General features: G+C 53.6%; 25 protein-coding genes. 16 read left to right on the top strand and 9 right to left on the bottom strand.

Translation table 11 applies throughout. The annotated features are described in order from the left end of the window. Positions 1–307: 307 nt before the first annotated feature. On the top strand, positions 308–907 hold the full coding sequence (gene pagP, locus GEAM_RS13990; RefSeq protein ID WP_034792509.1) for a lipid IV(A) palmitoyltransferase PagP: 600 nt from the start codon (positions 308–310) through the stop codon (positions 905–907). 164 nt (positions 908–1071) lie between these two features. Continuing rightward, complete coding sequence (agp, locus tag GEAM_RS13985) at positions 1072–2367, top strand: bifunctional glucose-1-phosphatase/inositol phosphatase (RefSeq protein WP_034792726.1); 1296 nt, start codon at positions 1072–1074, stop codon at positions 2365–2367. Between the two features lie 106 nt (positions 2368–2473). On the opposite strand, the gene GEAM_RS13980 is transcribed toward agp, so the two are convergent. Next, positions 2474–2626: a Hok/Gef family protein gene (locus tag GEAM_RS13980; RefSeq protein ID WP_210435888.1), complete on the bottom strand. Its 153-nt coding sequence runs from the start codon at positions 2624–2626 to the stop codon at positions 2474–2476. Positions 2627–2940: 314 nt separating this feature from the next. Here GEAM_RS13980 and GEAM_RS13975 point away from each other — a divergent pair, with 314 nt between their 5' ends. Both GEAM_RS13975 and GEAM_RS13970 read left to right on the top strand, forming a co-directional pair. Continuing rightward, positions 2941–3957 (top strand): fatty acid desaturase, encoded by a 1017-nt coding sequence (locus GEAM_RS13975; protein ID WP_034792505.1) that lies wholly within the window; start codon positions 2941–2943, stop codon positions 3955–3957. 15 nt (positions 3958–3972) lie between these two features. Beyond that, positions 3973–4764, top strand: a complete 792-nt coding sequence (locus tag GEAM_RS13970) for a phosphate/phosphite/phosphonate ABC transporter substrate-binding protein (RefSeq protein ID WP_244956664.1) — start codon at positions 3973–3975, stop codon at positions 4762–4764. 64 nt (positions 4765–4828) lie between these two features. Here GEAM_RS13970 and sseA read toward each other — a convergent pair whose 3' ends face one another. The 3 genes from sseA to GEAM_RS13955 form a co-directional block, all read right to left on the bottom strand. Continuing rightward, complete coding sequence (gene sseA / locus GEAM_RS13965; RefSeq protein ID WP_034792503.1) at positions 4829–5674, bottom strand: 3-mercaptopyruvate sulfurtransferase; 846 nt, start codon at positions 5672–5674, stop codon at positions 4829–4831. Positions 5675–5728: 54 nt separating this feature from the next. Further along, the gene (locus GEAM_RS13960; protein ID WP_034792501.1) at positions 5729–6283 is read right to left on the bottom strand and encodes a GNAT family N-acetyltransferase; all 555 of its coding nucleotides are present in this window, start codon (positions 6281–6283) and stop codon (positions 5729–5731) included. Positions 6284–6367: 84 nt separating this feature from the next. After that, positions 6368–7156 carry a helix-turn-helix transcriptional regulator gene (locus GEAM_RS13955; protein WP_034792499.1) on the bottom strand — a complete coding sequence of 263 codons (789 nt, stop codon included), beginning with the start codon at positions 7154–7156 and terminating at the stop codon, positions 6368–6370. Between the two features lie 163 nt (positions 7157–7319). Between GEAM_RS13955 and GEAM_RS13950 the strand changes: the two genes are divergently transcribed. After that, positions 7320–8090 (top strand): class I SAM-dependent methyltransferase, encoded by a 771-nt coding sequence (locus tag GEAM_RS13950; protein ID WP_034792497.1) that lies wholly within the window; start codon positions 7320–7322, stop codon positions 8088–8090. Between the two features lie 86 nt (positions 8091–8176). On the opposite strand, the gene GEAM_RS13945 is transcribed toward GEAM_RS13950, so the two are convergent. Beyond that, the gene (locus tag GEAM_RS13945; protein ID WP_034792495.1) at positions 8177–9097 is read right to left on the bottom strand and encodes a DUF808 domain-containing protein; all 921 of its coding nucleotides are present in this window, start codon (positions 9095–9097) and stop codon (positions 8177–8179) included. Between the two features lie 310 nt (positions 9098–9407). On the opposite strand from GEAM_RS13945, the gene GEAM_RS13940 reads away from it, so the two are divergent. The 8 genes from GEAM_RS13940 (at position 9408) to GEAM_RS13905 (ending at position 16192) form a co-directional block, all read left to right on the top strand. Next, complete coding sequence (locus GEAM_RS13940) at positions 9408–9683, top strand: YdgH/BhsA/McbA family protein (RefSeq protein ID WP_034792493.1); 276 nt, start codon at positions 9408–9410, stop codon at positions 9681–9683. A gap of 291 nt (positions 9684–9974) precedes the next feature. Further along, positions 9975–10553 carry a class I SAM-dependent methyltransferase gene (locus GEAM_RS13935; protein ID WP_034792492.1) on the top strand — a complete coding sequence of 193 codons (579 nt, stop codon included), beginning with the start codon at positions 9975–9977 and terminating at the stop codon, positions 10551–10553. A 274-nt stretch (positions 10554–10827) separates the two neighbouring features. Continuing rightward, the gene (aroL, locus tag GEAM_RS13930; RefSeq protein ID WP_034792489.1) at positions 10828–11352 is read left to right on the top strand and encodes a shikimate kinase AroL; all 525 of its coding nucleotides are present in this window, start codon (positions 10828–10830) and stop codon (positions 11350–11352) included. Positions 11353–11506: 154 nt separating this feature from the next. After that, positions 11507–11698 carry a YaiA family protein gene (locus GEAM_RS13925; RefSeq protein ID WP_034792488.1) on the top strand — a complete coding sequence of 64 codons (192 nt, stop codon included), beginning with the start codon at positions 11507–11509 and terminating at the stop codon, positions 11696–11698. 232 nt (positions 11699–11930) lie between these two features. After that, on the top strand, positions 11931–12695 hold the full coding sequence (locus tag GEAM_RS13920; RefSeq protein WP_034792486.1) for an IclR family transcriptional regulator: 765 nt from the start codon (positions 11931–11933) through the stop codon (positions 12693–12695). A gap of 159 nt (positions 12696–12854) precedes the next feature. Continuing rightward, a complete protein-coding gene (locus GEAM_RS13915) occupies positions 12855–14369 on the top strand; it encodes an OPT/YSL family transporter (protein WP_411267858.1) in 1515 nt (504 codons plus the stop codon). Between the two features lie 210 nt (positions 14370–14579). Next, positions 14580–15509: a DUF1177 domain-containing protein gene (locus tag GEAM_RS13910; protein WP_034792482.1), complete on the top strand. Its 930-nt coding sequence runs from the start codon at positions 14580–14582 to the stop codon at positions 15507–15509. Between the two features lie 5 nt (positions 15510–15514). Continuing rightward, positions 15515–16192: an AroM family protein gene (locus GEAM_RS13905; RefSeq protein WP_034792481.1), complete on the top strand. Its 678-nt coding sequence runs from the start codon at positions 15515–15517 to the stop codon at positions 16190–16192. Between the two features lie 68 nt (positions 16193–16260). Here GEAM_RS13905 and GEAM_RS13900 read toward each other — a convergent pair whose 3' ends face one another. Then, a complete protein-coding gene (locus tag GEAM_RS13900; RefSeq protein WP_034792480.1) occupies positions 16261–17154 on the bottom strand; it encodes a LysR family transcriptional regulator in 894 nt (297 codons plus the stop codon). Between the two features lie 201 nt (positions 17155–17355). Between GEAM_RS13900 and ppnP the strand changes: the two genes are divergently transcribed. After that, entirely contained in the window at positions 17356–17649 is a 294-nt protein-coding gene (ppnP, locus tag GEAM_RS13895) for a pyrimidine/purine nucleoside phosphorylase (RefSeq protein ID WP_034792479.1), read from the top strand. 72 nt (positions 17650–17721) lie between these two features. Here the strand turns inward: ppnP and rdgC are convergent, their stop codons facing one another. Then, entirely contained in the window at positions 17722–18636 is a 915-nt protein-coding gene (gene rdgC / locus GEAM_RS13890) for a recombination-associated protein RdgC (RefSeq protein ID WP_034792478.1), read from the bottom strand. Positions 18637–18811: 175 nt separating this feature from the next. On the opposite strand from rdgC, the gene mak reads away from it, so the two are divergent. Then, positions 18812–19732: a fructokinase gene (mak, locus tag GEAM_RS13885; RefSeq protein WP_034792477.1), complete on the top strand. Its 921-nt coding sequence runs from the start codon at positions 18812–18814 to the stop codon at positions 19730–19732. Positions 19733–19985: 253 nt separating this feature from the next. Here the strand turns inward: mak and eat are convergent, their stop codons facing one another. Both eat and GEAM_RS13875 read right to left on the bottom strand, forming a co-directional pair. Then, on the bottom strand, positions 19986–21350 hold the full coding sequence (gene eat, locus GEAM_RS13880) for an ethanolamine permease (RefSeq protein ID WP_034792476.1): 1365 nt from the start codon (positions 21348–21350) through the stop codon (positions 19986–19988). 31 nt (positions 21351–21381) lie between these two features. Continuing rightward, on the bottom strand, positions 21382–22695 hold the full coding sequence (locus GEAM_RS13875; RefSeq protein WP_051899525.1) for an aspartate aminotransferase family protein: 1314 nt from the start codon (positions 22693–22695) through the stop codon (positions 21382–21384). Positions 22696–22958: 263 nt separating this feature from the next. On the opposite strand from GEAM_RS13875, the gene GEAM_RS13870 reads away from it, so the two are divergent. Further along, a complete protein-coding gene (locus GEAM_RS13870) occupies positions 22959–23969 on the top strand; it encodes a phosphotransferase enzyme family protein (protein WP_034792475.1) in 1011 nt (336 codons plus the stop codon). Positions 23970–24036: the final 67 nt, after the last annotated feature.

The following is a 24036-nucleotide window of genomic DNA, read 5'->3' as shown; positions in this document are numbered from 1 at the left end:
CCATAAAGGTATTAGCGTAAAAACAGAGCACTAGCGCATAAGAATTCATCCATAATATTAATCATGGTTTATTAATTACTGTTTCTTCAGCCTATAATTCTTTAATTGATAAGTTAATTTTTACTGTTTTCTATAAGGAATGTCTGGATCTATTCTTATTAAATCTTAGGATTCTTCTTAATGTTTTCCTTGGTTTTTAGATTGTTAACTTCTGGAATATTTTCTTACAAAACGATAAGTCGGTGTTTAAACCCTATTTAACCATCAGTTGCTAATATGCTCTTTAGAAAAAGGAGTATTAAGTTAAATGGTTATTTCAAAAAAAATTACATCGTGGATAGTCATATTATCCTGCATTTTACCTGTGACCGTTTTTGCTGGCGCTGAGCCGGCAGCACAGGCTACATCACCAGAACGACCTGGCTTTATGGGCTGGTGGGACTCATGGACCAATGACGTCTCAACCACTTGGAATGACTCGCCAAACAAAGATCTCTATCTGCCGGTTATTACTTGGCACAACCGTCTTACTTATGACAAAGAGAAAACGGATAAATATAACGAGCGCCCTTGGGGCGGGGGTTATGGTATTTCTCGTTATGATGAGAACGGCGACTGGCACGGCATCTATTTAATGGCCTTCAAAGATTCCCATAATAAATGGGAGCCGATAGGCGGTTATGGGTATGAGAAAATATGGCAACCGGCGCAAGATAAAAACTTCCGCTTAGGCTTGGGTTATACCGCTGCGGTGACGGCGCGTGATGATTACTCTTATATTCCCATACCGATTGTGTTGCCTTTAGCTTCGGTGGGGTACGATAAGTTAACCTTCCAAGCGACCTATATTCCGGGGACTTACAACAACGGCAACGTCTTCTTTGCTTGGCTGCGTTATCAGTTCTAACAAGGCTGTAATAAAAGTGTCACATTAACTGATTGATGTGACCTTGATCCCTCTATGCTGTGATGTATTCCCCTATGCTGCAAATTCACCGCTGGAACCAATCTAAGTAAAAGATTGGGCCACGGTGGATGTCTATTGCCAAGGAAATCACAGAGGATCAACCATTGAAAAAATCTCACCGCGTATTAGCTCTAACCGCATTAGCCTGCCTATTGCCGATGTCCACTCCCTCTTTTGCAGCCGATATGTCATTGGAGTTGCAGCAAGTATTGATCATGAGCCGTCATGGTATTCGCGCTCCCTTGGTCAACTATGGTGATGTTCTGGCTGAATCCACGACTCACACTTGGCCTAAATGGCAAACTGAAGGTGGCCTGCTAACGCCAAAAGGTGGGCAGGTCGAAGAGCATATGGGGCATTATTTCCGCGCGTGGCTGGCTAAGACGCAGCTGGTCCCGGCAGCGCAATGCCCAACGGCGGGGCAAGTATTCTCCTATGCCAACAGCCTGCCGCGCACCATCGATACCGCAAAACACTTTATCAGCGGTGCTTTTCCGGGGTGCGACTTGAGCGTGGTCAACCGGGTTGAAATCGGCAAAATGGATCCAGTATTCAACCCAATCATCACCGCCGAGGTGAATGACAAATTTAAAACTGATGCGCTGAATTCGGTGAATCAGCATGCGGGTGAAGGTGGAATTGACGGTTTGAATCAGCGCCTTAAACCAAATTACCAGCTGCTGCAAAACATCATGGATTACCAGAATTCCAAGGTGTGTAAGCAAGATAAGCAGTGTGATTTGGCTTCTCAGCCTTCGAGCGTTGTGCTGACTCAGGGCAAAGAGCCGGGGATCACCGGGCCACTGCGCATGGCAACCGGCGCGGCCGATGCCTTTATGTTGCAATACTATGAAGGTTTCCCAATGAAGGACGTGGCGTGGGGGAAAATTAAAACCTCAGAGCAGTGGACTCAGTTGGAAACCATCAAAAACATGTACCACGAAACGCTATTTGGCTCACCGGCAATTGCCGCCAATGCGGCCAAACCGCTGTTAACTTTCATCGCTGGGGCTTTAAATAAAGACCAAGCAAAGTCAGAAGATCAGCAGTCGGCGCAGAAAGCCAAGCTGGCTCTGCTGGTAGGGCATGATTCCAACATTGCTTCATTATTGGCAGCGCTGAAAACCAAGGATTACACCTTGCCGGGCCAATACGAGCGCACGCCGATCAGCGGAGCCGTGGTGTTCCAACGCTGGCATGACAAGAAAACGGACAAAGATCTGATGAAGATTGAGTACGTTTATCCGACTGCCAAGCAGATTCGCAACAATACGCCGCTGAGCCTGAAAAACCCTCCGCAGCGTGTGACCCTGCAAATTGAGGGCTGTGAAACCGACAAGCAAGGCTTCTGCCCGATGGACACCTTTACTCAGGTGTTGCAAAAGGATCTGCAAGGCTAATTTCGACGGTCTGCCCACCATTTGGCTGGCAGAGTCGAGAAGGGTGCTCAGAGATCGATGCACAACAACCAAGAGGCGGGGCACTGCGCCCCGCCCTTGGGTTGCCTTACCCGTTGGATTCGTAAGCCAGAGTGGCTGCAACCTCCGTCTCTCCTTGTTTGATTCGTATTTCACACAGTGAATTACGGGTTAACCCCGTAAACGCAATGAGCGTTATGCAGAAAACAATCAGACTGATTAAGAACAGTTTTTGTAGCATCTCGGTCTCCGCTTCCTTGCCTTTCGGCGGGTAAGAGGCTACCTTTATGTTGTCTGGCATAAGAGTGGCCTCGGGTTGATTTACTCAATTCGGGGCTTTTCTCTTTCTGAACCTTACAACATCGGTTTGACTGCTGCTCAGAACGGAAAGATCCTGAGCACCCGCGCGAAGTGTATCAACCTCAACCTATCCCACAAGTGTTTATTTACTATTCAGCTTTAGCAATTTATTTGCTAATCAAAGCGTTATTAGTCGCTTAACTAACCTTTTCCGCTACCTGATAATTGCCACATCTTCACTTCAGGCGCGCCGTTATGTCTTCGACTTCTCACTATCTACATGCTCGTCAACGAGCCGATATTCATCAGCTTTCACAGGCGTGGTGGTGGCGGTTGGAAATGCCGACGTGGATACTGATGGTGACGGTCTACAGCGGGTGGTTCGCCGTGGTTTATTTCTGGCAAACGCTGGGTGCGTGGGTAGCAACACCTTTGCTGGTGCTGTTTACTACTTGGTATATGTCGTTACAGCATGAGTTGATCCACGGCCATCCGACTCGCAAAGCCTGGCTGAACCAGCTGTTTGGCAGCTTGCCATTGGCAGTCTGGTATCCGTACGGTTTGTACCGCGACTCCCATTTGCATCACCATCGCAACGATCACCTGACTCTGCCGGAAGACGATCCTGAAGGTTACTATTTTACCCGCGCGCGCTGGGAGAGATTCCCCGCGTGGTTTGTTGCCGTGATTAAGCTGCGCAATACCTTGCCGGGAAGAATGATTGTCGGCCCGCTGCTGGATATTTACGCCACGCTTTCCGGCGCGCTGTTTGCTCTGTTTAAAGGCGAGATAAAAACTATCGCCATGTGGGTGATCCATATCGCCATGCTGGCGGTTCTGTTGTACTGGATGAGTCTTCGCGGCTTGTCGCCAGTTTATTTCGTCATTGCCGTCAGTTACCCAGCGCTGAGTCTGACCAAGCTGCGCTCCTTCTTTGAGCATCGCGCCCATGAAGCACCAGAGGCCCGTTCCACGCTGAATGAGGCGGGTTTCGGCTGGCGTTTGTTGTTCCTCAATCTCAATTACCATCTGGTGCATCATGACTTACCCGGCCTGCCTTGGTATGCCTTGCGTAAGGTGTATCTGGCTGAAAGAGAAGCCTACATTCAGCGCAGCGAAGGCTTTTTGGTGGAAGGCTATTCTCAGTGGCTAAATGAGCACGCGGTGAAGCCGGTTCATGTTGAAATTCACCCTCTGGCACCGGGTCAGCCGGATGCGCCTAAGGTGTTCAGCGGCTATGATTATCAGCAACAGGCCCGTCAGGAATATTGAATTTAGGAGTATCGCATGCTGGTTTCATTGCCGATGTACGGCGTAGAGCTCAACGACGTCGAGCAATTTTGGCAGGCGCTTCGCAACAAGTTAGCGGCGTCCGGTTTGGACTCGCTTCCCCCAACACTCGAGTGGCCGCAGCCGCTTCTCGGGCACTGGCAGCAAGTTGATTTGCTACTCAGCCAAACCTGTGGTTTTCCATTGGTTGAATTCTTGCCGCAGGTCCAACTGGTCGGCACTTTCAACTACAGCGCGCCGGGCTGCAATGGACCTTATTATCGCAGTTTCTTGGTGGTCCGCGCTGAAGATAGCCATGCCACTTTGGCTGATTTTCGCGGCCGCACTGTGGCTTTCAACAGCACGGATTCTCAGTCGGGATTCAACAGTCTGCGTGCTTTGATTGCGCCACTGGCTGAGAATGGAAAGTTCTTTGGCGACAAGCTGGAAACCGGCGGTCACCGCTACTCTCTCGCCGCCGTCCAACAGGGGCTTGCCGACATCGCAGCCATAGATTGCGTGACGCTAGATCTGTTGCGCCGCTATGTTCCGCAAGAGGTTGAAGGCTTGAGCATTATTGGCGAAACCGCACCGGCACCGGGCTTGCCGTTGATCACTTCCGCAGCGACTTCGCCAGAATTACTGACAACTTTGCGGCAGGCGGTGGCTCAAACCATTGCCGACCCTGATAATCAGGCGCTGTGCGAAAAGCTGCTTATCAATGGTTTTACCGTACTGCCGCGCGAGGAGTATCAGGTGATTCATCAGATGAAAGATGCCGCCTTGCAGCTAGGCGTGAGCCAGTTCTAAGCCTCTCCAAATATAAAAAACCGGACCTCAGAGTCCGGTTTTTTATTGCAACCAAAACCACGGTTTAGTGAGTTTCGATGGGGTAATCTTCGTCGATACTGCCCCATTCGGCCCACGAGCCGTCGTAAAGCATCACCTCTTTCACGCCGAGTGAGTCCAGCCCAAACGCCAACGCCGCGGCGGTTACGCCAGAGCCGCAGCTGGTGATAACCGGTTTATTCAGGTCAACGCCCAGACGTTCGAAGGTGGCTTTCAACTCTTGTGGCGACTTCAAATGGCCGTTTTGCGTCAGTTCGGTGAACGGCACGCTCAGGCTGCCGGGGATATGGCCGCCGTGCAGGCCCGGACGAGGTTCCGGCTGTTCCGCTTTGAAGCGGCCCAGTGAGCGCGCGTCGATGATTTGCACCTTGCCCAGCGAGTCCAGAACTTGCTGAGAGTTAACCACTACCGGGCGAATCAGTTTGGCGTTAAAGGTGCTCGGTACGCGAGCAATTTCGCCACTTTGGGTTGGGCGGCCTTCGGCTTTCCACGCGTTAAAACCACCATCTAGCACGCGAACGGTTTTCGCGCCGAAGCTGGTTAACATCCACCAAACGCGAGGGGCGGAGAACAGGTCACCTTCGTCATAAAGGATGATGGTTTGGGTGTCGGCGACGCCTAAACGGCTCATCGACGCGGCAAATTCTTCCGCGGTCGGCATCATGTGCGGCAGGCCGGTAGTGCAATCAGAAATGCTGTCGACTTCGACATAAATCGCCCCCGGAATATGCGATTCAAGATACTTGCCGTGGAAATCAATCGGCGGCGTGATGCCCGGTTTCGATTTACTACAGTCGATGATCACCACGTCCGGCGCATTGAGGTTTTTCGCCAGCCATTCGGTTGAAACAGTATGTGCAGAAGAACTCATTTTGATGCCTTATCCTAGTTATTCGCAGGGAGGTTTTTAAATTTTTGAGGTTAATCAGTCGACCAGATCGCTGGGTATTAATGAATACATCCAAGCGTTTCGCGGCTGGCCGTGGAAGTAAAGGCGGTTGCGATGTAAGCCTTCAGAGACTGCGCCAAGCTTTTCAGCCACTCGGCGGCTACGCAAGTTCCCCTCCATGGCGACGATCTCCACGCGGGTAAGCCCTAACTCATTAAATGCGAAATGTGCCGCGGCTTTGGCGGCGATAGTTGCCAAAGATTTACCAGTAAAGCCGCTGCGGATCCAGTAGCCAACATTGCCAAATTTGTAATCAGTATTGATGCGATTCACACTCACCGCGCCGACTATCTTCCCACTGTCGCGTTCAAAGATGCAGAAGTTATACTCCACGCCGCGAAGCTGTTTTTCTGCGCATTCGACCAAGTATTTGCGGCTATCTTTGAGTGCGTAATGCTCGGTGCACCAACCTTCCCACGCACCAATTTCTTTAACAGAATCGCTGATAGCGTCGAAATGAAGCTGAGCTTCAAGTTCAGTGGCAACGCGGATCTCAATATTGTCATCCTGATAAATTTGGCGAATTTGCATTGATGACTCCTGTCAGGGCGTTAATAAAGGGGATCGTTTAGACCAATTCAGCCTCACATATCTCTGATAAACCGTCAATTGGGCTTAGTGCTGTTCGATAAGCATCACCAGCTTAAATTCGGCATGGCCCGCTGGAAAGAAGGTCTGCTGGCGATAAACCACTTCGCCCTGAGTCGGATGCTGGAAGCGGCGTTCACCGCCTTCGCGGCCCAGCACGTCCTGCTGGGTCCACCACTTGTCGAAAATGTCGCTCTCCTCGCGCAGGGCCATAACCCCTTGGCGAATATCATCCGAATGGGCGTAGTGGGCGCTTTCGGCGCGAAATTCGGCCACCACGCGCTTGGCGCGCTGCGACCAGTTGACTACCAGCGTGCAGGCCAGTGGATTGAGAAACATAAAGCGCAGCAGGTTCGGTTGCGGATCGACCCCCAACCAGCCAGCGAAAAGCTGCTCGGCCTGCGGGTTCCAGCTCAGCACGTTCCATGCGCTATCCAATAAATATCCGGGGCAGTTGAGCTGATGTACCGATTCACGAATAGGCGCATCCGGGGTGTTATCCGTGATTTTGGCCTGCGGATCTTTCACCTCGGCGAGGCTAAAGAGATATTCGCGCGCGGCGATCTCCAGCCGCAGCGCCTGCGCTAGTCGATCAAGCGTCGCGGCAGAAATCGACACATCCCGGCCTTGCTCGATCCACGTGTACCAAGTGGTGCTGATGCCGCTGATTTGCGCCAGCTCTTCGCGGCGCAAACCGCTGGTCCGGCGGCGCGTCGAGCTGGGCAGCCCGACATCCTGCGGCGAAGTACGCTCGCGCTGTGCGCGTAAAAATGCGCCTAATGCCTTCGGGCCATTCAGAGGATCGTTGTTATTCATCGCCGTCGCTACTCAGAGTAAACCCTCAGACAGGGTGTTATTAATACTAGTATAAATGCTCATATTGTACCCGTATAAAACAATACCTATAGTGTTTCTACGGCCATTTTGGTCAAGTCCAGAAAACCGACAAAACAACAATAACGGCAGGCAGGAGCACACAATGGAAAGCAAAAACAGTCACAGTCAGACGGTCGATAAGCAGTTCGGCTCACAGGCGCAGGATTACTTAACCAGCATTGTCCACTCTCAAGGTGCTGATTTACAACGTTTAGGCCAGCTGCTGCAATCACACCCGGACGCCCGAGTTATCGACTTAGGCTGTGGAGCAGGGCATGCCAGCTTCGTTGCGGCGAAGGCGGTGAAAGAAGTGGTTGCCTATGATCTGTCAGCGCAAATGTTGGAAGTGGTCAGTCAGGCGGCGAAGGACAAAGGCTTAGCCAATATCAGCGTTGAGCGTGGCGTGGCGGAGTCTCTGCCGTTTGCCGACGGCAGCGCCGACATTATTATCAGCCGTTACTCTGCCCACCATTGGCACGACGTCGGTCAGGCACTGCGCGAAGTGCGCCGCGTGTTGAAGCCGGGCGGTATCATGATCATGATGGATCTGGCTTCGACCGGCCAGCCGGTTAAAGACATCTTTTTGCAGACCATTGAAAAACTGCGCGACACCTCGCACGTTCACAACTATGCGCCGGGTGAGTGGCTGACGCTGTTTAGCGAAGCCGGTTTGTTAGTCCAAGAGTTAACCTCTGGGCGCTCGCAGTTAGAGTTTAAAAGCTGGGTCGAGAGAATGCGCACCCCAGAGCACTTCGTGGTGGCGATTCGTGAGTTGCAGAAGGCGATGTCAGACGAAGTGATTCAACACTTTGAGATCCAAGAGGACGGCACCTTTACCGTGGATTTGGCCTTTATCATTGCGAAGAAAAGCTAGCGGTTAGGCAAGTGTCTGTAAGCTATATAAAGAAGAGGGGCCGCGAGATACACCGCGGCCCCTCTTCTTAACCTTTCTTAAAAATCTTAGCCTTTCTTAAAGATCTTCTGGCCGAGGGCGACGACGCCCAGCACGGCGGCACCGACAATCAGGCCGACAGCCAAATCAGTCGCGCCAGTGATTAGCGTACTGACAAAGCCCTGATGCCCGTGATTGAGCACTTCAACCAGACTGTGCATGAAGGGCAACCCGTGGCTGATGATGCTGCCACCGACCAAGAACATGGCGATGGTGCCGACTACGGACAGGGTTTTCATCAGCAGCGGCGCGGCGTTAACCACCATGCCGCCGAACGCGCGCACGCCTTTCATCAGGCTGCTTTCACCGCGCAGCTTGCTGAGATACAAACCGGCGTCATCGATTTTCACAATCAGTCCAACCAAGCCGTAAACGCCCAGCGTCATGGCGATAGCAATCAGCACCATCACGGTCACCTGACTCATAAACGGCGCGGCAGCCACCGTTCCCAGCGAAATGACAATAATTTCGGCTGAGAGGATAAAGTCAGTGCGCACGGCACCTTTAATCTTCTCTTTTTCTACCTTGGCAATATCAGCCTCGGATTTAACCTCGCGCGAGGTATCCGCTTTTTGGTGCTTATCTTCTTTGCCGTGCAACAGCTTGTGCGCCACCTTTTCGAAACCTTCATAACAAAGGTATGCACCGCCAATCATCAACAATGGCGTAATAGCCCATGAGGCAAATGCACTGATTAACAGCGCCAGTGGCACTAAAATTGCCTTATTAATCAATGAACCTTTTGCAACTGACCAGACAATGGGTAGCTCCCGGTCAGCTTTAACGCCGCTGACTTGCTGAGCGTTAAGTGCCAAGTCATCGCCCAACACGCTGGCGGTTTTCTTGGCGGCCACTTTGCTCATCGCGGCAACGTCGTCAAGGATTGAAGCAATGTCATCGATCAATGCCAGAAGGCTGGTTCCAGCCATATACGAACTCCCTTCTCAAATAAGTAAAAAGAATCATAACAGTGATTGCCATCGGGCGTCGATTTGTGCGAATCTGCTTCTCGGGTTGTAAATATCCGTCATCAAACTCCATCAAAAATCCTTAATTAGCTGCACCTTCCTGACACTGAAATTTTTGCTTTCACTCTCTCCTCATTTTCGTCACAAAGATTAACCATCTTTACGGCGCATTACGTCATCTTGCATTGGCTGGCGGATAATTAATTCAACGGAAATCATCCGCAAAATTAATTAACCGAATTTAGAACAGCAAACAGCAAAGGTGTGCATCATGAAAATCTTACCTATTATTGCAGCAGCCATCATCACTACCGCTTCTTTCTCTGCTCTGGCAGCGACTCAAATAACCTCAGCTCAGGCTGACAGCGGTAATTACCAATCATTGGGTGTGGTTTCTATCAACCAAATGAGCGGGGCACCGGGCAGTATTAAAGATCAACTGAATGCCGAAGCTGCCGATAAAGGCGCGAGCCACTACCGCGTCATCGGTGTTAGCACCCCAGGCGACTCAAGCCTTGAACGCGCAAGCGTAGAGCTTTACCGCTAAGCATTACTCATAAGAAGGTGCCGGGCCATCCGGTAATTTCTAACAGTAAACAGCTTCAAAAAGGCCGACTACACAAGTAGCCGGCTTTTTTATTTTGTATTTCTTACTGTTTATTTTATTAATCTTTCTTACAAAGTAATCAAAAGGAATAAGCCAAAGGTCTACTTAAAAGAGAATGTTCTTATTCCGCTTTATAAACCCCGCCGGATTTGAAAACTAAATGCAGGAATTAATTATTTCTTAAGAATTTTTCTTTCTGATAGAGGTCTACTTTCCCAGGGGTTATAAAACATGTTAAATGCGACAAAACTGACTATCAGAAACACCCGGGTATCGCTGCAAAATCAATTTTTTTATCTACAGAATTTTATCTCTTCGCCACGAACGATGGGGACACTCATGCCGTCCTCGCCTTGGCTGTGTCGCTCGATGCTTAGCCAAATTGACTGGGCGAAGTCTTTGAAGATTGCTGAGCTTGGCTCGGCCGACGGCGTGTTGACCAAACGCATCCTGAGCAACATGCGGGCCGATGCTCATCTTCAGGCGTTTGAGATCCAACCCAGCTTTGTACACAAACTTAACCTGATTGACGATCCGCGCTTGCAGGTGATGGCTCATTCGGCGGAGTTTTTGGAAGGCGATTTCGACGCCATCTTCTCCTGCCTGCCGCTATTGTCTATGCCAACGCGCATCAGCATGAAGATATTGCAACAGGCCCAGCAGCGCCTTAAAGCCAACAACGGCGTGATGGTTCAGTTTCAATACAGTCATTTATCCGAAAAAATGCTCTCTCGGTACTTCACCTGGCAGAAGATCCGCGTAGTGAAAAATTTCCCGCCCGCGCTGGTTTACGTGTGTAAGCCGCGTTAAATCGGGAGATATCCCTAGGCAATATGGTTGCTCTCCGCAAATATTGCGCCATCATTATTTATGAGTATCATGCCCACTGCGCAGGCGATGAACGCCCGCAGTCGGGCTAATCAAAAGACCGCACGTCTTCTAAGCTTCACCAACGGGTGATAAAAACCTGTTGATGAGGCTTTTTTGTTGTACTATCTCGCGAGTACAATTTGGCGGTTTTGACACTCATCAGACTATTCATCCTTTGGATGGAAGAAGCTCCGGGGCTTAAAGGACAGCAGTAATGACTCAACCCATTTTCATGATAGGCGCACGCGGCGCAGGTAAAACCACGGTAGGCAGCGCGCTGGCGCAGGCGTTGGGCTTTAAATTTGTGGATACCGATAGCTATCTGCTGCAAACCTCCAAACTCAGCGTGGCTGAAATTGTTGAGCGCGAAGGCTGGGAAGGCTTCCGCCGTCGTGAAACTCAGGCGCTTGAAAGCACCAGCGCTCCCCAGACCGTGGTGGCAACCGGCGGTGGGATTGTGTTGGCGGCGGAAAACCGCGCCTTTATGCGCCGTACCGGTACCGTCATTTATCTGCGCTCTCCGGCGGCAACGTTAGCTCAGCGCCTTGAAGAGTCACCTCTGGAAGACCAGCGCCCTACGCTGACCGGCAAACCTATCACCGAAGAGATGCTGCAAGTGCTGAACGAGCGTGAAAACCTCTATCAGGAAGCCGCGCACATCGTGATTGACGGCACCCAAGACCCGGCGAGCATTGTCGACGCCATTCTGGATGCACTGGCCGCGCCGGTGGCTCGCTAGTCACCAGCGCTTTCAGTCATTGATACTTAACGGGCCTGCTGGCCCGTTTTGCTTTTCAGAGGCTTCCGACTCAGGCTTTCTCAGCTCGCGCGGTGGAGTGTCTATACTTAACTCACTGCAAGTTAATGCATTCACTCAAGTCCAAGGAGTTTTTATGCCGAGCCAGCCTCCCTATCCTCGTAAAGCTTACATTGTGCCGGTTGAAAAGGGCGAGCCGGGCAAAACGGTCACATGGTACGAGCTGCGCGCCGACCATCCGAAACCCAATACCTTGATCAGCGAACACGAAACCGAACAAGAAGCTTTAGATTCCAAACGTCGCTATGAAGATGAAGACATCAGTTAAGGCCGCCCCGGTCACAATTGATGCAATATTCTGACAATTAAATTCAATGCGGCTTAATGTGCTGAAAAGCCGCGTTGAATTGTCTGAAAAGGCTTCTGCCTATCCCCTGTGAAGCATATTTAAACAACCTTATTTAACTTACAAAAAAGAAACATCTTGACCCTGTTCCTTATCGGATTTAATTTTTACTCAATCTTACAGGAACTGGGTTCCACATAACGGAACTGCAAGCATGACCACATTAGAAAACGCTTCTGCGGTATTAAAATTATTCTCCCAACAAGGAAGCCGACAGGGCCATCCCGGTCTGTCGTTCAGTGATGTGGTCGAGCACCTGAAATTGCCAAAAAGCACGGCGTCGCGCTTATTAATGACGATGGAAGGGCAGGGATTATTAGAACGCGATCCTGATAGCCGTTTATATCGCATTGGCAAATTACTGCTGTCGGTTGCCAGCCACTATTTATCGGCACCTTTGGTCGATGCCGCTTCGCCTTATATGGCGCAGCTCGGGCAATCCACGCAGTGTACGGGTTATATTTCGATGCTGTCGGGGCGCGATATTATGGTTATGCGCATGTTCCCCGGCAGAACCTATTTACAAGTGGTGACACCGGCGGGGAGTTTACTGCCAGCTCATGAAACTGCCATTGGTCGCGCAATTTTGGCGCGCCACAGTATTGATGATGTCATTCAACGATTTGGCACTGATTATCGTGTTAATTCGATCAATTCTCCGCAAACTTTAGAGGCATTATTAGCCCGCCTTGCGGAGATACGGGAAAACGGCGTGTCTCATGCATGCAACGAAACTCTGCAAGGTATCAGTACATTAGCCACCAGTATTAGCAATAAGCACCGCAATGAGATGGTGGGACTGTGTTTATCGTTTCCTTCGCCACAAGAGGGTCATGATATTCCTGCCGGAATCAAAGAGGGGCTGCTGGCCGTCACTCAGCAATTAGCTGAAAAATTGGGTGATGAGTATTGGCAATAGACTGATACCTCACCGCGACTTTTTGCCATTTAAGAACTGTGGATCTTAATAGCGAAAATAACGCGTTTATTTGCACCAATCTCAGGGGCAGTTATGGCACAACATGAGCTTCAAAATAATAAGCAGAATCCACTCAGGGATGTTGGCACATTAATTGTGATGGTATTGCTCTCTTTATTGGGAGCCATCATCGGCGTGCAGTTGATAACCACATTGGGCGTGACGCCTAACACGTCAATTATTGGCGCGTTATTTGCCATGCTGTTGGCGCGCATTCCGATGCAAGCCTTTCAACGTTATCGTTCTATTCACACACAAAACTTAGCGCAGACGGTTATCTCTTCCGCCACCTTTGGTGCCGCGAACAGCCTGCTGATGCCGATTGCTATCCCTTACGTTATGGGACAGCCGCAGCTTATTTTACCGATGTTTATCGGCGTGTCCGTTGCCATGTTGCTGGACGCTTACCTGCTCTACCGTCTGTTCGACACCAAGGTGTTCCCGGCCAGCAATGCATGGCCACCTGGGGTTGCCGCCGCAGAAGCTATCAAGGCGGGTGACAAAGGTGGGCGCCAAGCTTGGCTGCTGGTGGCTGGCGTGATTGTCGGCCTTGGCGGCGCGATGCTGAAGATCCCGATGGCTGCCTTCGGTACGGCATTTATCGGCAATATCTGGGCCTTGAGCATGTTTGGTATCGGCCTGCTGATCCGCGCTTATGCGCAGCCTTTGGCGGGTATGGACCTCAACGCGATGTACATCCCACACGGCATGATGGTGGGCGCGGGGCTGGTTTCATTGATTCAAGTGGTGCAGGTGGTGCGGGCGAAAAATGCCGAAGCCAAAGCCAGCTTCACGCAGCCAACTACCGAAGTGCGTAAAGCACTGGGCTTGGGCGCTTTTGGTTACATTGCCATTGCCGCACTGTTGGCGCTGGCGGGCGGTCTGTACAGCGAGATGTCACTCGGCATGCTGATTGCCTTCATCGTCTACGCCGCCTTTGCTGCCTTCTTCCATGAGTTGATTGTCGGCATCGCCGCCATGCACTCGGGCTGGTTCCCGGCCTTTGCCGTGGCGCTGATCACGCTGATTGTCGGTATCTTGATTGGCTTCCCGCCGCTGGCGCTCTGCGTGCTGACCGGCTTTACTGCCGCCACTGGCCCGGCCTTCGCCGACATGGGCTTTGACCTGAAAGCAGGCTTTATCCTGCGCGGCTACGGGAAAGATTTACAGGCTGAACTGCTCGGGCGTCGCATCCAGCTGTTCGCCGCACTGATTGCTTTTGTGATTGCCATTCCGGTGGTCTGGTATGCCCACATCGGCTACTTCGCGCAGGATTTAGTTCCGCCAGTAGCCCGCGTCTACGCCAAGACAATTCAGGCGGGCGCGCAGCCGGGTATCGCATACAGCTTAATGATTTGGGCCATTCCGGGCGCGTTAATTCAGCTTATCGGCGGGCCTAAGCGCCAGCTCGGTGTGCTGCTGGCGACCGGTTTGCTGATTAACAGCGTTATGGCTGGATGGGCGGTTATCACCGGTATCGTGCTGCGTATCATCATCATCCGTATTTGGGGTGAGAAGGGTCGCACGCCGATGGAGATTCTGGCGGCAGGCTTTATTGCCGGTGATGCCCTGTACAGCTTCTTTAACTCGATTTTCAGCTCTAAGGCTAAATAATACTCCAACCCTTTCGAGTCCGGTCAGCGTACCGGCTGGCTCGAGAGACGACGAGAATACTGCACCAACACCAGGGCTCACGAAGCCAAACGTAAAAACAGACCGATTCATTCTTTCATCTCATAGTGAAAAGAAATGAACGGCTATCGCGGCAGTTTTGGCATGTGCGCTCTCGCAGCGTCTGTCGCGAAGTACCAAGAGGAAAGCACCATGAGTTTGCAACAGACATTAACGGTGTTCGAACTGATCGATAACGCGTACGTCAGCGGTCAGGATGTGGTGGATTTGTTCGCTGGATATTCTGGCGTAACGGCGACCACGCACCGCGCTGATGGCCCGAAAGGCGGCACTGATTTTGTTAAAATCACGCTGCCGGGTAGCGACGGTAAAATCAGCGGCGGCAGTGCGCCAACGCTCGGGATTATCGGTCGCTTAGGCGGCATCGGTGCGCGTCCGACGCGCATTGGCGTGGTGTCTGACGCCGATGGCGCTATCGCGGCGATCAGCGCGGCTCTTAAGCTGGCTGAAATGCAGCGTAAAGGTGATGTGCTGGCTGGTGATGTTATCGTCACTACCCATATCTGCCCGAATGCGCCGACTCGACCTCATGATCCTGTGGATTTCATGGACTCGCCAATCGACGACGTCACCATGAATGACAACGAAGTGGTAGCGGGCGTGGACGCTATTTTGTCCATTGATACCACCAAAGGTAACCGAATCATAAACCATAAAGGTTTTGCGATTTCTCCAACGGTTAAAGAGGGTTATATTCTGCGCGTATCCGAAGATTTACTGCGCATTATGGAAATGACCAGCGGCAAACCGGCGGTAACTTTCCCAATAACCACTCAGGACATCACGCCTTATGGCAATGGTGTTCACCACCTGAACAGCATTCTGCAACCTTCAACGGCGACTGACGTGCCGGTGGTGGGTGTGGCAATTACCGCTGAATCAGTGGTTCCGGGTTGTGGAACAGGCGCAAGCCATGAAGTCGATATCGCACTGACGGCGAAATTTGCCGTTGAAGTCGCTAAAGAGTTTGGTCGTGGCACCTGTCAGTTCTTTGATGCCGACGAATATCAACTGTTGTTGTCGCTGTACGGAAGCTTGCGCCACCTGCAAAGCCGGAACTAAGCATTATGATGACTTCCTTTGCGACGCTGACTATCGGTCAGGCTCCACGCAGCGACATTATGCCGCTGTTGATGGAATATCTTCCTGAAGAGTCTGTGACCCACGTCGGCCTGCTCGACGGACTCACTTCTGAACAAATCGAGCAGCGTTTCTCCCCTGAAGAGGGTGAACCGCTGCTGGTTTCTCGTCTATTAGACGGCACGCAGGTGACTCTCGGATCGTGGCACGTTGAGCGCGGGTTGCAAGAAAAAGTGAACTGGCTGGAAGAGCTGGGCTGCGAAACCATTTTGCTGCTCTGCACCGGCGAGTTTCACGGGCTTAAAGCCCAAACTGCCATGCTGCTTGAGCCGGACCGTATTATTCCGCCGCTGGTAGGCGCGATTGTCGGCACGCATCAGGTGGGCATCGTGGTGCCGGTTGAAGAGCAAATTGAGGAGCAGGCAAACAAGTGGCGCAAGCTGTCGAAAAAGCCTTGTTTCGCCGTCGCCAGCCCTTATCTGGCTGATGAAGCCAAGCTGACAGAAGCCGCGCTGGCCCTTGAAGAGCAGGGTGCGCAGGTGGTGGTGCTGGACTGTATTGGCTATCACCGCCATCACGGCGACTTGTTGCAAAGCAAGCTGGGTATTCCGGTTCTGCTGTCAAACGTGCTGGTTGCCAAGCTGGCTGCCGAGCTTATCGTCTGAGTTACACCCAATCTGAATGCGAAAAAGGCCTGATTTACAGGCCTTTTTTATGCGTGAATTTCAGTGGTTCAGCCGCGAAAGTGCTCCAGCACAAACTCCACCCATACCCGCACTCTCGGCGGTAAATCCGCCGAACTGTAATAGAGCCACAGCGGCACGCCGGGCTGCCAATGGCTTTCCAGCACCGGCACCAGCTCGCCGCTTTGCACATGCGGGTTCACATACCAGTCTGCCAGACAGACAATGCCTAAATCGGCCAGCGCGGCGTTAATCAGCAAATCGGGACGCGAGGCGACAATCCGCCCCTGTAGCTCACTGGTCTGGAAAGGCTCGGCCAGCGGCCACTTCACTATCTGATTATTGCCCGGATTGCGATGCAACAGGCATTGATGATGAGCCAAATCACTTGGCGCAGCAGGCGTACCAAACTGCCGCAAATAGCCCGGAGAAGCAGCCAGAATATTGCGCATTGGGCTGAGCTGGCGGGCTATCAGGCGGCTATCCGGGTCGACGCGATTGCCAATTCCCACGTCAAAACCTTCGGCCACTAAATTCACCACCCGCGCCTCCAAAGAGAGGTCGAGATTGATTTGCGGATAGCGTTTGAGGAATTCCGGCAGCAGCGGCATCAGCATCAACTGGCCGAACCCGGGGATCACGCTAACCCGCACGCTGCCTGAAGGCTGACCGTCGCGGCTGGTGGCGTTCTCAAGCGTCGAAGCGAGGGCTTGCCACAGTGGCTGGATCTCCGCCAGCAGGGCTTTGCCTTCATCGGTCAGCACCACGCTGTGGGTGTTGCGGGCGAATAGCCTCAGCCCAAGCTTTTCTTCCAGCACGCGGATGTTTTTGCTGATGGCGGCAGGCGTCACGCCGGACTGGCGCGCGGCGGCCGAAAAGTTCTCACTCTGCGCCGCGCTAATAAAAGCGGGCAGTAAACGATGGAGTTCCAGCGGCAAAGACATGCGGATGACCTATCAATCGGTGGCGGAAAGGGGCAGATTCACAACTGTCCAGAATGGCACTGCGCCCCGGTGAAATCAAATCCCTTTCCTGCGTTTGCGGCACACCTCGGGACTCCTCCATAAACCAACAATAATCAGTGACAGCGGGCCTTTTCTGCCCCTAATATGGAGACTCTTAAAATTATCGCGAAGGGCCAATCTATGTTGAAAAATAATGAGTATTTTGCAGGGAAGGTTAAGTCGATTGGTTTTGACAGCGACAGTGCCGGCTGTGCAGCAAGCGTCGGCGTGATGGAAAAGGGCGAATACACCTTCAGCACCGACAAGCCTGAAGAGATGACCGTCCTGCTCGGCTCCCTGAAAGTGTTAATGCCGGGTTCCCCTGACTGGCAGGTCTTCGAGCCAGGCGAAAAATTCTATGTCCCAGGCCACAGCGAGTTCAACCTGCAAGTGGTTGAGTCAACGGCTTACCTGTGCAAATACCTGAATAAATAACGTCTGACCGCCAACCGGCAGATAGAAAAAAGGACGCAAATCGCGTCCTTTGTTTTTAGCTTGGCGCGAGAATTAACGCTGCGCTTCGCCGCCCAGTGCTTCCACCAGATTCTGAATCAACGCGGCCAGTTCGCCGGTCATCAGGATGAAATCGGCATCAAAGCGCTGCGCGAAGTCGTCGCGGTCAATGTCGTCATTCTGCTCGCGGATAACATCGCTGAACTTCAGGCGCTTGATGCTGCCGTCGTCAGCCAGCACCACGGCGATGCGCTCCTGCCAGTCAACCGCCAGCTTAGTCACCAGCTTGCCATTTTCGATATGGGTGGCAATCTCATCACTGACCAAAGCCTGCTTCTTACAGCGGATCACGCCGCCTTCTTCCAGAATCGCCTTCAGCTCGGCTTCGTCTTGCAGCGTGAAGCCAGCAGGCGTCTCGCCTGAGCGAACCCACTCGGTCAGCGTCAGCTCAATCGGGCTTTCCATGGTCAACGGCACCACCGGCAGCGAGCCGAGGCTCTTACGCAGCAGGGCCAGCATATCTTCCGCTTTCTTGGCGCTGGCGGCGTCAACCATGATCAGGCCGTTGACGGTATCAATCCACATAAAGGTCTGGCTGAAACGGCTGAAGGCGCGCGGCATCAGGCTGTGCAGCACTTCATCTTTCAGCGAATCTTTTTCGGTTTTCTTCAGTTTGCGATGCTGCTCGCTTTCGATCTGTTCGATCTTGGCCTGAAGCTCTTGCTTGATCACCGGAGAGGGCAGGATCTTCTGCTCCTGACGGGCGCAAAGCAGGATCTGGCCATTGTGCGAATGGGTCAGCGCGTCGCCGCCGTGTGAACCCATAGGAGACACCCAGCCGGTCTTCGCCATGTCCTGACTGCCGCAAGGCGTAAAGGTAAACTGGCTTAACTGCTTTTCCATCTCGTCGGCAGACAAAGAGACTTCACGGCTCAAACGGTAGACCAACAAATTTTTAAACCATAACATGATGTTATCCCTGTCCGTGCGTACCCGTGGTACGCTGATTTATCGAATGCAGGGCGGCATGATACCCAATTGAGCGGCGGTCGTCGTTAGGAAATCTTCTCGCAGACTGGTCGCTGGGCTCTACACTGATTAACCTGAACACCAGAAATCGCAGACAAAACCAAGTGAGGCACCCGTGCGTATTGGCATTGACTTAGGTGGAACAAAAATCGAAGTGATCGCGCTGTCCAACGAAGGCCGCGAGCTGTTTCGCAAGCGCGTAGATACGCCGCGAAATGATTATGAAAAGACCCTAAAAGCCATCGAAGGGCTGGTGCTGGACGCCGAAAAAGCCACCGGTCAGCGCGGCAGCGTCGGGCTGGGCATTCCCGGCACGCTGTCGCCCTTCACGGGCAAAGTGAAAAATGCCAACTCGGTGTGGCTTAACGGCCAGCAGCTCGACGAAGACCTCGCCACACTGCTCGAGCGCGAAGTGCGCATCGCCAATGACGCCAACTGTCTGGCAGTCTCCGAAGCCACCGATGGCTCGGGCGCGGGCAAAAAAGCGGTCTTCGCGGTGATCATCGGCACCGGCTGTGGCTCCGGCATTGCGCTCAGTGGCGAAGTCCATGCCGGAGGCAACGGCAACGCCGGAGAGTGGGGCCATAACCCGCTGCCTTGGCCGGACGAAGACGAAATTCGTTTCTCACAGGAAGTGCCGTGTTACTGCGGGAAATCAGGCTGTGTCGAAACCTTCTGCTCAGGCACCGGTTTTGAAGAGGACTATTTCCGCCTCTCAACCCAGCGCCTGAAAGGGCCGGAGATCATCAAATTAGCCGATGAAGGCGACGCCGTGGCCGAACTGGCGCTGGGCCGCTATGAGCGCCGACTGGCAAAAGCTTTGGCAAACGTGGTCAACATCCTCGACCCGGACGTGATTGTCCTCGGCGGCGGCATGAGCAACGTCGACCGTCTCTACCAGACCGTGCCTTTACTGCTCAAACAGTGGGTATTTGGCGGCGAGTGCGAAACGCCAATCCTCAAAGCCACCCACGGCGACTCCAGCGGCGTGCGCGGTGCCGCGTGGCTGTGGCCGCAGGAACGTATGCCACTCTAATCCTTCTTACTTACCCACCCCAAAAAGAAAAGGGTCTGCCATTCCCCCAGCAGACCCTTTCTTCTCACCCAATAGCTATAACCCCACCCCAAAATCGCCCTTAACCGTCCAGTGAAGTCCGATATCAGGGAAACTAAGGGGATGAGGTTCCCGCAGGGACGCCTCACCCCTTAGTAAGCCCGTCAGTCTCGATCAACTATCCATCACCAATCGACCGCAAACCTCAAGAAGCCAAAAGCAGACCCACTTCTTTTCACTCCCCCTCTAACATCAGATCTTTTGGCGCGCTGGTGCGCTGCACCTTGGTGGCCGCGAAATAGAGATAACCCACCGCCATAAACAGCACGAACACCCCGGCAATCACCAAATTGAACCACAGCATCGCCAGCAGACAGACCACTGCCAGCACTAGCGCAATGGCCGGAACCAGCGGATAGCCCGGCGCGCGGAAGCTGCGTGCCATCTCTGGGGCAATCTTGCGCAGGCGGAACAGGCTCAGCATGCTCATGATATACATCACAATCGCGCCAAACACCGCCATGGTGATCATCGCCGCCGTCAACGACATGCCCTGAAGATTAATCAGCCCGTCGCTGAAAATCGCCGCGATACCAATCACGCCGCCGAGCAAAATTGCCCGGTGTGGCGTCTGAAAACGTGACAGTTTTGCCAGCCCGGAAGGTAAATATCCGGCGCGAGCCAGCGCGAAAAACTGCCTCGAATAGCCCAAAATAATGCCGTGGAAACTGGCAACCAGCCCGAACAGGCCAATCCACACCAGCATGTGCATCCAGCCGGAGTGCTCGCCAACCACCATCTTCATCGCCTGCGGCAGAGGATCATTAATATTAGAAAGCTTGCTCCAGTCGCCCGCGCCACCGGCCATCACCATCACGCCAATCGCCAGTACCACCAGCGTTAAAATTCCGCTGATATAGGCTTTGGGAATGGTGCGTTTTGGGTCTTTGGCTTCCTCGGCGGCCATTGCCGCGCCTTCGATGGCCAAAAAGAACCAGATAGCGAAGGGAATGGCGGCGAAAATGCCGGAAAACGCCGGTAAGCCGAAATGCTCGCCACCCGCCCAGCCGTTGAGCACAAAATTACTCACGCTAAAGCCCGGCGCGACCACGCCCATAAACACCAGCAGCTCCAGCACCGCCAGCACGGTAACTACTAGCTCGAACATCGCGGCCAGCTTCACGCCGAGAATATTCAGCGCCATAAACACAATATAGGCACCAAAGGCCGCCACTTTAGGATTGAGGTCGGGAAACTGCACGTTGAGGTAAGCGCCGATAGCCAAGGCAATGGCCGGGGGCGCAAACACGAACTCAATCAGCGTGGCCATCCCGGCAATTAACCCGCCGGTTTCCCCAAAGGCGCGGCGACTGTAGGCGAAAGGCCCACCGGCGTGAGGAATGGCAGTGGTCAGCTCGGTAAAACTAAAAATAAAGCAGGTGTACATGGTGGCGACCAGCAGCGTGGTCACCAGAAAGCCCAGCGTACCGGCCACGCCCCAGCCATAGCTCCAGCCAAAATACTCACCGGAAATCACCAGCCCCACGGCAATCGCCCACAAGTGTACCGTGCCCAGCGTCGGTTTAAGTTGTGTTGTCATTGTGCTCTCCTGAAACCAGTTAAAGGGATATTCAGAACATTTTGCTCAGGACATTCTCCAGCGCGCCGACCAGAATCTCTGCGTGTTCGGCGGTAAACACCAAAGGTGGACGAATCTTGAGGATGTTGGCGTGCGGCCCGGACGCGCCAATCAGCACGCCTTCTTCACGCAGGGCGTTGACCACCGCCAGCGCGGTCACCGAGTCCGGCGCGCCGTCAGCCGTGACGAAATCCACGCTGACAAACAGACCCGCGCCGCGCACGCTGCCAATGGCTGGGAAACGCTGGGCCAGCGCGCTGATGCCGTCGAGAATGGCTTTGCCCGCGCGGCCCACGCTCGGGATCAGGTTCTCCTGCTCAATTACTTCCAACACGGCGAGGCCGACGGCGGAAGAGACCGTGTTGCCGCCAAAGGTGTTGAAATAGCTCGATTCACTGCCGAAACGCTGCAAAATATGCGGCTGAATGGTGATGCCCGCCATCGGATGACCATTGCCCATCGGCTTGCCGAGGGAGACGATATCCGGCAGCACGCCGTGGCGCTGGAAGCCCCACATGGTTTCTCCCGAACGGCCATAGCCCGGCTGCACTTCGTCGGCGATGTACAGCGCCCCGGCGTCGTGGATCACCTCAATCGCCTCTTTCAAGAACCCGGCCGGGTCAAAGAAGCCGCCGTCGCTGGTAAAGAAGGTGTCAATCATCAGCGCTGCCGGTTTTATGCCGTGACGGTGCATATCGGCCAGCGCCGCGCGGATGTCATTGGCGAAGCGTTTGCCCACTTCCGCCGGATTGGCCGGGTTATGGATAGGTGCTGGGATCACCCGCGCATCGCCATTCACCTTGACGTAAGGCCCCATCGACGCCGACAGCCCGGCAATGGCTTTGGTCATGCCGTGGTAACTGAACTCGGTCACAATCACCCCGGTGCCACCGGTAAAGTCCTCGGCGATGCGCAGGGCCAAATCGTTGGACTCGCTGCCGGTGCAGGTGAACATCACCTGACTCAGCTCGGCGGGCATGGTGCCGACCAGCTTTTCGGCGAAATTCAGCACATTTTCATGCAGATAACGTGTATGAGTGTTGAGGGTTGAAGCCTGACGCACCAAGGCTTCCAGCACGTGCGGGTGGCAGTGGCCGACCGACGGCACATTGTTGTACACGTCGAGATAGCGGCGGCCTTCGGCGTCATACACCCACACCCCTTCGCCGCGCACCAGATGCACCGGATTCTTGTAGAACAGCTGGTAGGCCGGGCCGAGTAAACGGCGGCGGCGCTCAATCATCGCCAAATTCTCAGCCGGAATATTGCTGCTGGCTGCGGCGTCAAAGGCATTGGTTTTCAACATGATAATTTCTCCTGACAGGCGATGAAGTTCTCGATACCGGAGGTTCCGGTGATGAAGGTGTTTTGATAATGCGCTGGTCACTACGGCAAAACTTGACTGTGGAATGGCGATTCGCGCGCCCTGAGGTCAAGTTTCCGCCTCGTGGGGGGTGAGGGGCGTCTACGGTCAACATTTACTATTGCCGGGTCAAGCAGCAAACGCCGCGGACTCTCATTCTGAAGGCAGATTCATTTGATTGATTGCCACCTGCCGGAGTGAACACTATGAATGCTAAACAGTCCGATACGCTTGATGCCGCCAGCCTGACCCAGTTAGCTCGCGAGGCGCTGCTGCGCTATCCCGCCGCTTTTCACGGGGAGTTATCTCTTTTGTGCCGCTCGGAAAACGCCACTTTCTTGGTGCGTGGCGACAGCGGCCAGCGTTTTGCCTTACGCATTCATCGCGGGGATTACCACCATCGTGACGAGATAGAGAGCGAGTTGGCGTGGCTGGATGCCTTGCGTCATACCGGCATCATGGTGCCGGAGGCGATTGTGGCGCTCGACGGCCAGCGGGTGCAGACCCTGCCGGTAAGCGACGGCGAAAGCCGCAATGTCACCTTCTTCCACTGGATTGAGGGCGAGATGCCGACCACCGAGGTTGACCCGCGCGCCTTTGCCCAACTGGGAGAGGTGACGGCGCGCCTGCACCAACACAGCCGGAGCTGGGCCAAGCCCGAAGGGTTCCGACGCATCGTCTGGGATCACGACACCATGGTCGGGCTGCAGAGTCATTGGGGGCGCTGGCAGGACGCGCCGGGGCTGCGCGAAGAGGATTTCCCGCTGATAGAAGAGACCATCGAGCACATTCATCAGGTGCTGCAAGACTATGGCAAAAGCAGCGAACGTTACGGGCTTATCCACGCCGATCTGCGCCTCACCAACCTGCTGCTGCATGAGGGCGAAACCCGAGTAATTGACTTCGACGACTGCGGCATGGGCTGGTATATGCATGACGCGGCGGCGGCGATTAGCTTTGTCGAGCACCACCCGCGCGCCTCCGAGTGGGTCGAGCACTGGCTGCGCGGCTATCAGCGCGTCTGCCCGCTGAGTGAGGCAGATCTGGCGGTGATCCCCACGATGATCGTCCAGCGGCGGATCCAACTGTTGGCTTGGCGCGGATCGCACGCCACCACCGAAATGGCGCAAAGTCTAGGGGATGATTGGGAAGCCGAAAGCCTGCGTTTGTGCCGCGATTATCTCGCGCGCCTGCCGCAACATCAGGCTCGGGCGTGAAGCAGGCTGCACGTTTTCTGTGCGCCGCACGGGCTTAGTCCTATCCCTGCGGCGCTAACCCTCTGTC

It is taken from the genome of Ewingella americana ATCC 33852, assembly GCF_000735345.1.
In the GTDB taxonomy this organism is placed as follows: Bacteria; Pseudomonadota; Gammaproteobacteria; order Enterobacterales; family Enterobacteriaceae; genus Ewingella; species Ewingella americana.
Note: the sequence above shows the minus strand (reverse complement) of the source record. Positions and strands in the feature narration are given on the sequence as shown.